At 66.6% G+C, this 13431-nt stretch carries 12 protein-coding genes; 9 read left to right on the plus strand and 3 right to left on the minus strand.

Features of this window, described 5'->3' with window-relative positions:
• Positions 1–3 precede the first annotated feature (3 nt).
• Complete coding sequence (gene urtE / locus AUL30_RS14160) at positions 4–699, plus strand: urea ABC transporter ATP-binding subunit UrtE (RefSeq protein ID WP_062228557.1); 696 nt, start codon at positions 4–6, stop codon at positions 697–699.
• On the opposite strand, the gene AUL30_RS14165 is transcribed toward urtE, so the two are convergent.
• Positions 696–1748, minus strand: a complete 1053-nt coding sequence (locus tag AUL30_RS14165; RefSeq protein WP_062228558.1) for an Ldh family oxidoreductase — start codon at positions 1746–1748, stop codon at positions 696–698. The two genes, urtE and AUL30_RS14165, sit on opposite strands and share 4 nt — an antisense overlap.
• Before the next feature lie 29 nt (positions 1749–1777).
• Entirely contained in the window at positions 1778–2461 is a 684-nt protein-coding gene (locus AUL30_RS14170) for an IclR family transcriptional regulator (protein ID WP_062228559.1), read from the minus strand.
• Positions 2462–2599: 138 nt separating this feature from the next.
• Between AUL30_RS14170 and AUL30_RS14175 the strand changes: the two genes are divergently transcribed.
• The 7 genes from AUL30_RS14175 (at position 2600) to AUL30_RS14205 (ending at position 10954) form a co-directional block, all read left to right on the plus strand.
• Positions 2600–3802 (plus strand): CaiB/BaiF CoA transferase family protein, encoded by a 1203-nt coding sequence (locus AUL30_RS14175; protein WP_062228560.1) that lies wholly within the window; start codon positions 2600–2602, stop codon positions 3800–3802.
• Positions 3803–3825: 23 nt separating this feature from the next.
• Positions 3826–4665, plus strand: coding sequence for a citryl-CoA lyase (locus tag AUL30_RS14180; protein ID WP_062228561.1), 840 nt, complete (start codon positions 3826–3828; stop codon positions 4663–4665).
• Positions 4666–4939: 274 nt separating this feature from the next.
• Positions 4940–5914: a Bug family tripartite tricarboxylate transporter substrate binding protein gene (locus AUL30_RS14185; protein ID WP_062228562.1), complete on the plus strand. Its 975-nt coding sequence runs from the start codon at positions 4940–4942 to the stop codon at positions 5912–5914.
• Between the two features lie 76 nt (positions 5915–5990).
• Positions 5991–6446 (plus strand): tripartite tricarboxylate transporter TctB family protein, encoded by a 456-nt coding sequence (locus AUL30_RS14190; RefSeq protein WP_062228563.1) that lies wholly within the window; start codon positions 5991–5993, stop codon positions 6444–6446.
• Entirely contained in the window at positions 6443–7957 is a 1515-nt protein-coding gene (locus tag AUL30_RS14195) for a tripartite tricarboxylate transporter permease (RefSeq protein WP_062228564.1), read from the plus strand. The genes AUL30_RS14190 and AUL30_RS14195 overlap by 4 nt, the downstream gene beginning before the upstream one ends.
• Before the next feature lie 136 nt (positions 7958–8093).
• A complete protein-coding gene (locus tag AUL30_RS14200) occupies positions 8094–9524 on the plus strand; it encodes a mannose-1-phosphate guanylyltransferase/mannose-6-phosphate isomerase (protein WP_062228565.1) in 1431 nt (476 codons plus the stop codon).
• An 8-nt stretch (positions 9525–9532) separates the two neighbouring features.
• Positions 9533–10954, plus strand: a complete 1422-nt coding sequence (locus AUL30_RS14205) for a phosphohexomutase domain-containing protein (RefSeq protein WP_062228566.1) — start codon at positions 9533–9535, stop codon at positions 10952–10954.
• Positions 10955–11003: 49 nt separating this feature from the next.
• Here AUL30_RS14205 and AUL30_RS14210 read toward each other — a convergent pair whose 3' ends face one another.
• On the minus strand, positions 11004–12086 hold the full coding sequence (locus AUL30_RS14210; RefSeq protein ID WP_062228567.1) for a 3-carboxy-cis,cis-muconate cycloisomerase: 1083 nt from the start codon (positions 12084–12086) through the stop codon (positions 11004–11006).
• Positions 12087–12376: 290 nt separating this feature from the next.
• Between AUL30_RS14210 and AUL30_RS14215 the strand changes: the two genes are divergently transcribed.
• Entirely contained in the window at positions 12377–13405 is a 1029-nt protein-coding gene (locus AUL30_RS14215) for a TRAP transporter substrate-binding protein (protein ID WP_062228568.1), read from the plus strand.
• The last annotated feature ends 26 nt before the right edge of the window (positions 13406–13431 follow it).

A 13431-nucleotide genomic window follows, 5' to 3' on the forward strand; every position in this document is an offset into this window, starting at 1 on the left:
GGCATGTTGAAGGTAACCCACCTCGATCTGTACTACGGGGCCGCGCAGGCGCTGAAGAGCGTTTCCATGGAGGCCGGGCCGGGGCAGATCACCTGCGTGCTCGGGCGCAACGGCGTGGGCAAAACCAGCCTGATGCGCGCCATCGTGGGGCAGCAATCCATCCGCTCGGGCCAGATCGCGCTGGACGGAACCGATATCGGCACGGAGGCGCCCTATCGCAGGGCGCGGCGGGGCATCGGCTTCGTCCCGCAGGGGCGGGAAATCTTTCCGCTCCTGAGCGTGCGGGAAAACCTGATGACGGGCTATGCGCCCTTGCGGCGCGCCGACATGTCCATTCCCGATCACGTCTTCGATCTCTTCCCGGTGCTGCGCACCATGCTCGGGCGGCGGGGCGGCGATCTGTCGGGCGGACAGCAGCAGCAACTGGCCATCGGCCGGGCGCTCGTCGCGCGCCCGCGCCTTCTGGTGCTGGACGAGCCGACGGAGGGCATCCAGCCGTCGATCATCAAGGATATCGGCCGCGCCATCCGCTACCTGAAGGAGGAGGCAGGCCTCGCGATACTCCTGGTGGAACAGTATCTGGATTTCTGCCGCGAGCTCGCGGACCGCGTCTACATCATGGACCGCGGCCGCATCGTCTTTTCCGGCGTCGGCGCCGATCTGGACGATCCGGCCGTGCAGAAATTCCTGACCGTTTAGGCGGCGAGGGCCAGCGGCGGCACGCCGTAGCGTGCGGCGGTCGCCTGCAGGGCGGCGATGACCGCCGGGGACAGGGGGATGCCTTCCTGAGTCCGGCGCTCGGCCGCCAGCGCCTCCAACTCGCCCGGCAGGCGGATCTGCGCACCCGGGACGGGCTCGAGCGCATGGACCCTGTCGGCCACTGCCGCGACGTCCCGCGCGAAAGACTGCGCACCCCCGATTGCCGCCGGCTCCAAAGCCAGCAGGAGATGGCCGGTCCGCGATGGGCCGCCAAGATCGGTGATGTTGCGCACCGCGCCGGTCAGCGCCGTTGCAGACAGGACGCCGGTCAATATGTCGATTACCAGCGACAGGCCGGCGCCCTTGGGCCCGCCCATCGGAGCGACATGGCCATCCAGCGCTGCCTTTGCATCCGTCGTCGGCACCCCGTCCGCATCGACCGCCCAGCCGAGCGGAATGGCATCGCCATTCATGGCTGCCAGCCGGATCTTGCCCCGGGCGACGAGCGAGGTCGACATGTCGAGGACGATTGGCCGCTGCGCCCCGGCGGGGATGCCGAAGGCGATGGGATTGGTCCCGATAAGGGCCGTGCGGGCATTGTAGGGCGCCATGGCCGGCGATGCGTTGGTCAAGGCGATGCCCACCAGGCCCGCACGGGCGGCGCGCTCGACGAAATAGGCCGCGACGCCGAAATGGTTGCTATTGCGCACGCTGACCGCACTGATGCCATGCCGGCGCGCCATAGCGGCGGCGGCATCCATGGCCGTACAGGCAGCGATCTGTCCGAAGCCGTTCTGTGCATCGAGGAGGCGGAAGGCGTCGAAGGAACCGTCGACCGTCATGTCCGGGTCGAGTTCCATGGCCCCCGCCGCCACGCGGTCGAGATAGGAGGGCAGGCGCGCAAGCCCATGCGAGGAGACCCCGCGAAGCTCGGCATAGACCAGCGTGTCGGAAACGATTTGCGCATGGGGTTCCCGCATGCCGGCGGCCACCAGGATGTTGCGGGCAAAGCCCGTCAGTGTATCGGCGGCGATCGTGTCGTTCGTCATGGTGCTGCGTCGTCTCCCATCAGATATCGTCAGTCGATGTCGGCGGACAGGCTCCGCGCGGCGGCGCGCAGTTCCTTCAGCCCGGCTGCCACCTTGTCGTCGGTCAGCCGCGAGCGCAGGGCCGACACGGTGAGGGCCCCGAGGAACTGGCCGCCACGGCCGAAGATCGGAACCGCCACGGCGGCAACGTCCGGGTCACGCTCGCCCAGCGAAACGTAGACCCTCTCCTTGCGGATCGTTTCGTAGGGCTCTCCCTCAGCGCCGGTGAAGGCCAGGAGAACGCGGCCCGAAGCGCCCAGTTCGAGCGGCAGCAGGATGCCTTCGTCCAGGTGATGGCGGATCGGCAGGCGCGAGTTCTCGCGGTAGAGGCAGACGCGCTGCTGCCCGCTGCGCACGTAGAACGCCGCCGTTTCGCCGGTTGCCTCCACGAGCGCCCGCAGGCGCGGGCGTATCGCGTCTTCCAGCCCGAAGGACTGGTTGTAGGCCTGCGCCAGTGCCCAGATGGCCGGGCCGAGGCGGTAAGTCCCGTCCGAGCCGCGCGCCACATAGCCGAAGCGTTCCAGCGAGGCGATGAGCCGGAGGATCGTGCTCTTGTAAAGATGCGTCTTGGCCGCCAACGCCGCCAGCGTCATGCCGCGCGCGCCGGGCTCGAAGGCATTCAGGAGCGTCAGCGCGCGTTCGACGGATTCGACCCTCTGTTCCTCGATGGCCATGCTCAATCTCCAAACGTTCTACCTGATAGAACGGTGTCTTCTTATATCGCAACGTGATTGACTCGTCACCATTCATTCTGTTCAATACAACAACCGTTCCATCCAGAAGAACGGTATTGTGGGAGGAAATCGCGACTGATGGCATGCCTGCTCGACGGGATCCGTGTGCTCGACCTGACGAATGTCCTGGCGGGCCCATTCTGCTGCTACCAGCTTGCCCAGATCGGCGCCGAGGTGGTCAAGATCGAGCAGCCGGGCAAGGGCGATCTCGCCCGCCAGCTCGGTGGCGACCCGGCGATGAACGCGCAGCTCATGGGAACGTCGTTTCTGGCGCAGAATGCGGGCAAGCGGTCCATCACGGTCAACCTGAAATCCCCCGAAGGGCGGGCAGTCTTCGAAAGGCTCGTCGAGACGGCGGATGTCGTGGTGGAGAATTTCCGGCCCGGCGTGATGGAGCGCCTTGGCCTTTCCTACGATGCCCTGCGCGCGATCCATCCGGGTATCGTCTATTGCGCCATTTCAGGTTACGGCAAGAGCGGGCCGATGGCGGGCAATCCCGCCTACGACCAGATCATCCAGGGCCTGTCGGGCGTCATGAGCGTCACAGGAGACGCGGCCAACGCGCCGCTCCGGGTCGGCTATCCGGTCTGTGATACGATCGGCGGTCTGTCGGCTGCCTTCGCCATCGCCGCGGCGCTGTACCGCAAGCGGGTGACGGGCGCGGGCGAGATGATCGACGTCTCCATGCTGGAGGCGACGCTCGGCACGATGGGGTGGACGGTATCCAACTGGCTGATGGCCGGGCACGCGCCACGCCCGATGGGCAACCAGAACATGACCGCCGCGCCATCCGGAACCTTCGCCACGGGCGATGGACTGTTGAACATCGCCGCCAACAAGCAGGACCAGTTCGAACGCCTGTGCGCGCTGATCGAACGGCCGGACCTTGTGTCCGACCCGCGCTTCCAAGAGCGCGAGGCGCGCAAGCGCAACCGGGATGCCTTGACCCTGTCGATCGAGGACGCGCTGTCGACTCGCCGCGCCGCCGACTGGGCGGCGCTTTTCAACGCCGAGGGCATACCGGCCGGGGAGGTGCTCACCGTGCCGCAGATCCTGGCGCATGAGCAGATCGAGGGGCGGAACTTCGTCCACAATTTTGACGATCCGCGCCTTCCCACCGGCAGGGTGGGCGTGGTGCGCGCCGGTTTCCGCCTGGCATCCGGCGATCCGAGGCCATCCTCGCCGCCGCCGGAACTGGGTGCCGATACGGAGGCGCTGCTGGACGAACTCGGCTACGGCGCGGCGGCACGAACCGAATTGCGCGCGGCCGGCGCGGTCTGACGAGGGAGCGGAGATATCAACGCATGAGCATCAGCACCCGGAATACAGGACAGGACTGGTGGTCCACGGCGATCGTCGACATGGCGCCCGGCACCATCCGCTTCCGCGGCTATGCCATCGAGGAGCTGATAGGCACGGTCGATTTCCCCGGCATGATCTGGCTGATGCTGCGTGGCGAACTGCCGAAGGCGGCGGAGGCCGAGCTTCTGGGGACCGCCCTGATGGCCGGTGTCGATCACGGTCCGCAGGCGCCATCCATCGCCATCGCGCGCATGGCATCCACCTGCGGCATCGGCATCAACAACGCCATGGCCTCGGCGACCAACGTCCTGGGCGATGTCCATGGCGGCGCCGGGGAACAGTGCGTCGCGCTGTTCGAGGCAATCGCCGCGCGGCTGGAGGGCGGGGAGGCGCTGTGCGATGCGGTCCCGACTGCGCTGGACCTGCTCGCTGAGGCGGGCATGCGCTATGTTCCGGGCTATGGGCATCGCTTCCATCCCGTGGACCCTCGGGCACCGGCGCTGATGGCGATACTGCGCCGCCACGAGGTTTCCGGCACCGTTCGCGCGCGCTTCGCCGACATTGCCGAAGCGGTGGGGGCCGAGATATCCCGGCGCAAGGGCCGGACGATTCCCTTGAACATCGACGGGGCCACGGGCGCCATCTACGCGGCGCTCGGCTTCCCGGCGCCCCTGTGCCGCGGGCTCTTCGTCCTGTCCCGTTCGGTCGGGGCCATGGCCCATGCCTGGGAAGAGATGCAGCAGCCGCACCGCAACAAGGGTCCGCTGCCCAGACACTGGATTCCCGCCTATACCGGCGTGCCGCCCCGGCCCGTGCCCGGCAACCGGCAGGCTGGATCATGAGCCATGTCCGTTCCCACCACGGCCCGGCTTCCGCCGGCTCAGGTCGGAACGGGCGGCCGGGAATTTCATGTCAGGCGCTGCCAATGGCGGCGTCGTCATTCTGGCGGGGGCGGCAGGACGCATCCTGGCCCCGCACCCTGCATGCGCCGAACGGGAGATGGGCGAGTGCAACGGGAAGGCGGCGGGACGGCTGGCGACAAGGCCTGTTCGCGGCCTGTCGCGCGACAAAAGTGCTCCGTTCGAACGGGGCCGGACAATCATGGGAGGAAAGACAATGTTTGCACAGCGGACCCTGATGGCCGCCATGGCGGTTTTAAGCATCGGGCTGGCCGTGCCCGCGACGGCGCAGGCTTTTCCGGATGGGGATATCCAGTTCGTCGTCCCCTTCTCGCCCGGCGGCGGCACGGATATAGCCTCGCGCGTTCTCACCGAGCGCATCGCGGCGCAGAAGGGGTGGAACTTCGTTATCGAGAACCGGCCGGGGGCCGGCGGCAATATCGGCATTGCGCAGGTGGCACGCGCCAATGCGAAGGGTCAGGTCCTCGGCATGGGTCAGACGTCGAACCTCGCCATCAACCCGACGCTGTACGACGATATTCCCTATGATGCGCTGAAGGATTTCACGCCCATCGCCCTCGTCTCTTCGCAGCCCATGGTGATCGCTGTCGCAGCGGGCGCGCCCTATGAGAGTTTCGGCGACCTGGTCGAGGCGGCCCGGGCGAACCCGGCCACCATCACCATGTCGACGCCCGGCGCGGGCACGGTCAGCCATCTGGCCATGGAGCAATTCTCGCAGATGGCGGATGTGGAGTTCGTGCACATTCCCTATCCGGGCGCGACGCAGGCCATCACCGACGCCATCGGCGGCCATATCGACTTTGCGGCATCGAGCCTGCCGAGCGCCCTGTCGCATATCCGCTCCGGTTCCCTGCGGGCGCTGGCCGTCACGTCGGCGGAGCGCAACTTCGCCCTGCCGGATGTGCCGACCATCGCCGAAGCGGGCTATGCGGGTTTCGACGCGGGCGATTGGAAAGCCGTCGTCGGGCCAGCGGGATTGCCGCAGGCCGTCGTGGCCAGCGTGAACGCAGCCGTCAACGACGCGCTGACCGACGCTCGACTGCAGGACGCCTTCGCCGCCGAAGGAAGCACGACGGGTGGCGGCACGCCGGAGGACCTCGCCGCGCTGATGGAAGCGGAGTTCAACCGCTGGGCGCAGATCGTCTCCGCCTCCGGCGCGACGACCGAGTGATCGCCGCACCGGCGTCTTCATAAACAGCATTGAAGGGCGTCCGGTCAGCGGCCGGACGTGGCAGGGAGGTTGCCACATGGCAAACAAGGATTTCGCGGATGTCTGCTCCGGCGTCGTGGTGTGCCTGTTCGGCGTCGCCGTGGCGCTCTACGCCTATGCGAACTACAATCTGGGGACGCTGCAGCGAATGGGGCCCGGCATGTTCCCCTTCGCCATGGGCGGCGTGGTGTTCATTCTGGGCGCCTTTCTCTGCGTGGATGCGTTTCTGCGTGAGGCGGTGCCGCTTCCCGATGTCAACTGGCGCGCCGCGGCGGCGATCCTGGCGGGAATGCTGGTCTTTTCCTTCACCATCCAGTCGCTCGGCCTGATCCCGGCCATCGTCGCCATCGTGTTCCTGTCGGCCTTGGCCGAGAGCCCGTTCCGGCCCGTCCGCACCATTCTCTTGTCGGCGGCCCTGTGCTTCATCGCCATCGCCCTGTTCCGGTGGGGCCTCGGCATGAGCTTCAACCTCTACAGGTGGCCGTTCCGATGAACATCTTTCAGAACATTTCGCTGGGGTTGGAAACGGCGCTGTCGCTCAACAACCTCTTCTACTGTTTCGTGGGCGTCTTCCTCGGCACGTTCCTGGGCGTCATTCCCGGTATCGGCGTGCTCGCCGCCATCTCCATGCTCTTCCCGCTCACCTTCCATCTGGATCCGACGGCCGCGCTGATCATGCTGGCGGGGATCTGGTACGGCACCTCCTATGGCGGCAATACGGCGTCGATCCTCCTGAATGTGCCGGGAACGCCGGCAAACGCGATCACCTGCCTCGACGGCTATCCCATGACCAAGCAGGGCCGCGGCGGCGTCGCTTTGTTCATGACCACCATCGCGTCCTTCGTGGGCGGCTCCATCGGCATCCTGCTCCTTATGCTCTTCGCCCCGGTGATCGCCCGCTATGCGCTCAGCTTCGGCTCGGCCGAGTATTTCTCGCTCATGGTGCTCGGGCTGGTCGCCGCATCGACCGTGTCCAACGGGTCGGCTCTGAAGGGCCTCATCATGGTGGCGGTCGGCATTCTGGCAGGCACGGTGGGGGCCGACATATACACCGGGACGCCGCGTTTCACCTTCGGCTATCTGGAGCTCATGGACGGGATCAGCCTGGTCGCCCTGGCCATGGGCATCTTCGGCGTGGCGGAGGTCATCTCCAGCATCGGCAAGGTGGATCTGAAGGATCTCGACCAGAAGTCCATCAGCTTTGCCGCCATGAAGCCGACACGCGACGATGTCCGGCGCTCCTGGTTCCCCATGCTGCGCGGCTCGTCCATCGGCGCCTTCTTCGGCACGCTGCCGGGCACCGGGCCCTCGCTCGCGGCCTTCATGGCCTATGCGGTGGAGAAGCGCGCGGCGCGCGAGCCGCAGCGCTTCGGCAAGGGGGCGATCGAAGGGATCATGGCTCCGGAATCGGCCAACAACTCGGCCGACCAGACATCCTTCATCCCCACTCTGGCGCTCGGCATTCCCGGCAGCCCGACCATGGCGCTCATGCTGGGCGCACTGATGATCCACGGGATCGCGCCGGGGCCGGGCCTGATGACCGAACAGCCGAGCCTGTTCTGGGGCCTTGTGATGAGCTTCTGGATCGGCAACGTCCTGCTCGTCATCCTGAACATTCCGCTGATCGGCGTATGGGTGCGCCTCCTGGCGGTGCCCTATCCGATCCTCTTCCCCTCGGTGCTGATGTTCATCGCCATCGGGACCTATTCGGTCAACTACAACGCGTTCGACGTGCTCCTGGTCGCCCTGTTCGGCGCGCTTGGCTATGCTATGCGGGTCATGGCCTTCCCCGCAGCGCCCCTTCTGCTCGGCTTCGTGCTCGGACCCATGATGGAGGAGCATTTCCGCCGCGCCATGCTGCTGTCGCGCGGGGATTTCATGACCTTCCTCAACCGTCCGATCAGCGCCACCGTGCTGGCCATGGCCGCAGCGCTCATCGCGTGGGGGCTCTATGCAGGGCTGCGCGCCCGCCGTGCCGAGCGGGAAGCGATGGAGGTCGGCTGACATGCCTGATCCCGTGGTCGCGCCGCCCGTTTGGATGGTGGCGCGGCCGTGGCGCTTTATTCTCTACCGCAAATCCGTGTAGGTGTTCGCAAGTGACTACGTCGCGTTGCGATTCAAGGCCTCCGGAGCTCATCACATGCCCGACAGTGCAGCCGCAGACAAGATCGTTCCCATCATCATGGTCGGCGGTGCGGGCACGCGGCTTTGGCCCATCTCACGAGAGACGATGCCCAAGCAGTTCATCCCGATCATGGATGACGGCTTCTCGACCTTCCAGGCCACCTTGCAGCGCGTGACGGGCCCGGGCTTTGCCGCGCCCATCGTCGTGACCGCCAACGACTTCCGCTTCGTCGTCGCCGAGCAGATGCAGGAGTTGGGCCTGGAGGGGGAGATCGTCCTCGAACCGGAGCGTCGGGATTCTGCGGCCGCAGTGGCTGTCGGCACGCTGATCGCCCATGCAAGGGACGAGCAGGCCCTCTGCCTGATCCTGGCTGGCGACCATGTCGTCGAGGATGCGCAGGCTTTCGTCAGCGATTGCCAGGCGGCTGCCCGGCAGGCACGCCACGGCTTCATCATGACGCTCGGCATCGTGCCGACCTTTCCGGCATCCGGTTATGGCTATCTCGCCGTCGGCGAAGCCTTACAGGAAACCGGCGCCTTCGCCCTCGACCGCTTCGTGGAAAAGCCCGATACGCAGACGGCCGCCGCTTACGTTGCCGAAGGTCTCTTGTGGAACAGCGGCAACTTCCTGTTCGAAGCGCGGACCATGCTGGACGAGTTGCGGGCGCAATGCCCGGATGTCCTGTCCGCGGCCGACCAGGCGGTGCGCAAAGGCGTGCGTGACCTGGACTTCCTGCGGTTGGATGCGCAGGCCTTTTCGGCCGCACCGCGCATTTCCATCGACTATGCCGTGATGGAAACGACGCGGCGCGCCGGTGTCGTGCGGGCGAGTTTCGGCTGGTCGGACATCGGCTCCTGGGATTCGGTCTACGACGTCAAGCGGCAGGACGCCAAGGGCAATGTCGTCGAGGGTCCGGTATCCCTGATCGACACGACCGGCAGCCTCCTACGGTCGGACGGCCTGTTGACCACGGTGATCGGGCTCGACAACATCGTCGTGGTGACCACGCGCGACGCGGTCCTCGTGGCGTCGAAGGAGCATGTCGCCAAGGTGAAGGACCTTGTCCTGCAGCTGCGCGCCGAAGGCTACGGCGAAGCCACCGATCATCTGAAGATCCACCGCCCCTGGGGTTGGTACCAGCGGATCGATATCGGCGACCGGTTCCAGGTCAAGCATATCTGCGTCAAGCCGGGCGGGACCTTGTCCCTGCAAAGGCACTACCACCGCGCCGAACACTGGGTGGTCGTCAAGGGCACGGCGGAGGTCACGATCGACGACCAGATCCGCCATTACCACGAGAACGAGGCGGCCTACCTGCCCATCGGATGCGTTCACCGCATGCACAATCCAGGCAAGATCGACCTGAAAATCATCGAGGTGCAGGTCGGCAGCTATACGGGCGAGGACGATATCGTCCGTATCGAAGACATCTACGCCAGGAACTAGGGTCCGCCATGTCCAGCCTGAAATTCGGAACGAGCGGTCTGCGCGGCCTCGTCACGGACCTCGCCGGCCAGCCCGCACGCCGCTGGACAGCGGCTTTCCTTGCCGTCGCCGGACAGGCTGAACGGGGCGGGGTCAAGACGGTCCTGATCGGCCGTGACCTGCGGTCCAGCAGCCCCACCATCGCGCAGGACTGCGCGGCGGCGGCTGCGGCGCTGGGCTGGAAGGCCATAGATTGCGGTGCATTGCCGACGCCCGCCCTCGCGCTCGCCGCGATGGAGCGCGGCGTGCCGGCCGTCATGGTGACGGGAAGCCATATTCCGGACGATCGCAACGGGCTGAAGTTCTATCTTGCGTCCGGGGAGATCACCAAGGAGGACGAGGCCGCGATCCGCGCGGCGCTCGATGCACAGCCTGCCGACATTCCCGATGCGCCCCCGGCCGACACGGAGGGCCGGGCGCTCGATGCCTATGTCGCCAGATATCTCGACTTCTTTCCGGGCGATCTCCTGGCCGGACTGCATGTCGGCGTCTACCAGCAAAGCGCGGTTGCCCGGGATTGCCTGGTCGAGATCCTGCAAGGCCTCGGAGCCCGCGTCACACCGCTCGGGCGCAGCACCCACTTCGTTCCGATCGACACCGAAGCACACCACCCGCGCGATCTTGCGCTCTTTGCGCGCTGGGCGGAGCCCGGCGCCTTCGACGCCATCGTTTCGACGGACGGTGATGCGGATCGCCCTCTCGTGACCGATGCTGCCGGTATCGTCGTCCGGGGGGATCTTCTCGGCCTGCTTGCGGCAGCGCATCTCAAGCTTCGATCGATCGCGACGCCGGTCACGTCGAGCGCCGCGGTGGAGCGGTCCGGTGTCGCCACCACCGTCAGGCGCACGCGCGTGGGTTCGCCCTATGTCATCGAGGGCATGGCGGCGATTCTCGATGCGGGTGAGGGGGACGTTATCGGCTTCGAACCGAATGGCGGCGTGCTCCTGGGCTCGCAGGTGTCGCGCGGCGGCCGCCACCTTGCGGCATTGCCGACGCGCGATGCGGTTCTGCCCATCCTGACGGCACTGGCCAGTGCGAAAGCCGCCGCAGGGGGTCTTCGCGCAGCAGCCGAACGGCTGGGCGCAGGGCACGCGCTGGCAGACCGTCTGCCGGATGTGCCGGCGGAGGCCTCGTCATCCTTTCTGGAAAGACTGTCGAAGAATGCCGACTTTGCGGCGGTGCTTCTGCGCCCGGCCGGACGGATCGTGTCCTCCGACCGTATGGATGGGGTGCGGCTGGTGCTGGAAGATGGGGCGATCCTGCATTTCCGTGCGTCGGGCAACGCACCGGAGATGCGCTGCTACGTGGAGGCCGACACGGCGGAGCGGGCGCAGGAACTGCTGCGTTTCGGCCTCGATACGGCACGGACCGTGATCCAGGAAAACCTCTGACGACGCGATCCTGACCGGTCTTTCCGCAACTGCCGTGTGAAGTCCGGGGTCAGCCGCCGCAAGTTCGCGGCTCGCTGCACGTCTGCGGCGGCAGAAAGCTTATCCCGGCAAGAAGCTCCTGCGCATGGCGCAGCGCCGCGCCGGCCGATATGACCATGGTGGGCAGCACCATCCATTCCAGCGTCCAGGCGGCGCCCGAGCGCTCGTTCTCGTGCACCATGGCCTGCTGCAGCGTTCCGGCGCTGCCGGCATTGGCGCGTGCGATCGCCACCAGGACCTCGGCCGCCACCGGGTTGCGCTTGTGCGCCATGGCGGAAGATGCGCCCGCCGCGCCAAGGTGGACGGCCCGACGGTCGCTCTGTGCCAGAAGCGCGATGTCCTGGCCGATCTTGCCGAGCGTGCCCGTCAGAAGCGCCAGCGCATGAGCGATGTCGAGGATCGGCGTGCGGTCGCTGTGCCAGGGCTCCCGCGCCGCAAGGCCGAGAATATCGGACATGACCTCCCGCAGCCGGGGCGCTTCGCCCTGGAAGGCGGAGCCGGTGCCGACCGGCCCGCCAAGCTGCAGCGGAAGCTGGGCTTGCAGGCGCATCAGGCGCTGCGCATGATCGTCGAGCGGGGCGCGCCAGGTGGCGAGCTTGTCCGCCACGCATATGGGCAGGGCGGCCTGCATCCTGGTCTGCGCCATCAACTCGGTCTGGCCCTCTGCGCGGGCCAAGGTGTCGATCTGTGACACGCTCGCCGCCAGGCGTTCGGCCAGAATGCCGAGCGCCACCTTGAGGCGCAGCATTAGGCCGGTGTCGACTGCATCCTGGCTCGTCGCGCCGCGATGGACGGCCGCAGCGTCGAGCAGGCCGACGGCCGCGCGAAGCTGCCGCACAAGCGCCGGAACCGGAACGCCGTCGCGCACGAGGCCGGCGACAATATCCTGCATGTCCGGCCGGAACCGGGCAATGCCCGCGCGGATACGGCCAGCCGCGCCGGGCGCCAGCAAACCAACAGCTTCCTGCGCCCGGGCCAGGGCGGATTGGAACGTCAGGATCGCATCCACTTCCGCCTGTGGCGAAAAGAGTGCGGCAAGCTCGGTATCGCCGGTCAGGCTGTTCAGAAGCGGGGTGCCTTCCTGTCTCGACATGGTCTGTCCTGTTCGTCCGAATGCTACACTTCCCAGATGCGCCAGGGTGGGACAAGCCCATCGTCCGCCACCAGCCGTGCCGCTCTGTCAGCAGCGACCAAGGCGCGCCCATAATTCGAGCAGATGCACCGAAAGACGACACGCGGTGTCGCCCGGACGATAGCGGATACGGGTGGTTGCGACCGGGTTTCATGTCCTGAGTGAATTGGCCTGCGGTTTGCTTGTGATTGTTGCGGGGAACCTGCCTCCGCCGGTCGCGGGGCACAACATGGGGTTGTACATTGATCAGAATGTCGCTTCTCGCAGCCTGCGCCGCCGTCGGTCTGACGGCGCAGCATGCCGATGCCCAGTCCATCAGCTGGCTCAGCCAGTCGCAGCAGCTCAGCGCGCAGTATCCGTCCGAGATCGCCGCAATCGAGGCGATCAATGGCGACGGCTTTTCAGTCCAGCGGCAGGAGTTCCAGATCCTTGGCATAAACCTTGCCGACGCGCTGCGCACGGCCAGCCAGGGCAGCTTCAACGTCGTCTCGGCGCAGATCGGCAGCGTGGCGAAGGACGATGCCTTTCTGGAGGGCATCGACCTGATCGGCGTTGCGACGGATCTTCCCGCGCTTCAGACGGCCGTCAACGCCTATCGCGAAGCTTTCAACGCTCGCCTGAGCGAGCGCTTCGGCGTCAAGGCCGTCGCCATCTGGCCCTTCGGGCCGCAGGTCTTCTTCTGCAACGAGGAGATCGGGGGCCTCGCCGACCTCGAGGGCAAGAAGGTGCGCTCCTTCACGGCCTCCATGTCGAAGCTTCTGACCGAACTCGGCGCCAGCCCGGTCACGCTCAGTTTCCCGGAAGTCTATCCGGCGCTCGAACGCGGCGTCGCCTCGTGCGGCGTGACCTCGCCGACCTCGGCCAATACCGGCAAGTGGCCGGAGGTGACGACGCATGTCCTGCCCATCTCCGTCTCCGGCTCGGTGCAGGCCCATCTCGTCAACCTGGACTGGTGGAACGGCCTGCCGGAAGACCAGCGGACCAAGCTCGAGACGCATTTCGCCAAGCTGGAAAGCGATCTCTGGTCGGTGGCCGGCACCACCAATACGGACGCGCTGGATTGCACCGTCGGCAAGGAATGCGTCGGCGGCATCTACACGCCCTACAAGCTGACGCTCGTCGATGTGTCGGATGCCGATCTTTCCCGCGTCAAGACCATCTCGACGCAGAGCATCCTGCGCGAATGGGCCGATCGTTGCGAGGCGACCTATGAAGGTTGCGCGGCTGCCTGGAACGACAGCATCGGCAAGGCGCTGAACGTTTCCATCCCGGCCAACTGACCGGCGCGTGGCCCGTACCGGAACGC

Origin of the sequence: Aureimonas frigidaquae, from assembly GCF_001463905.1 — a bacterium.
In the GTDB taxonomy this organism is placed as follows: domain Bacteria; phylum Pseudomonadota; class Alphaproteobacteria; order Rhizobiales; family Rhizobiaceae; genus Aureimonas; species Aureimonas frigidaquae.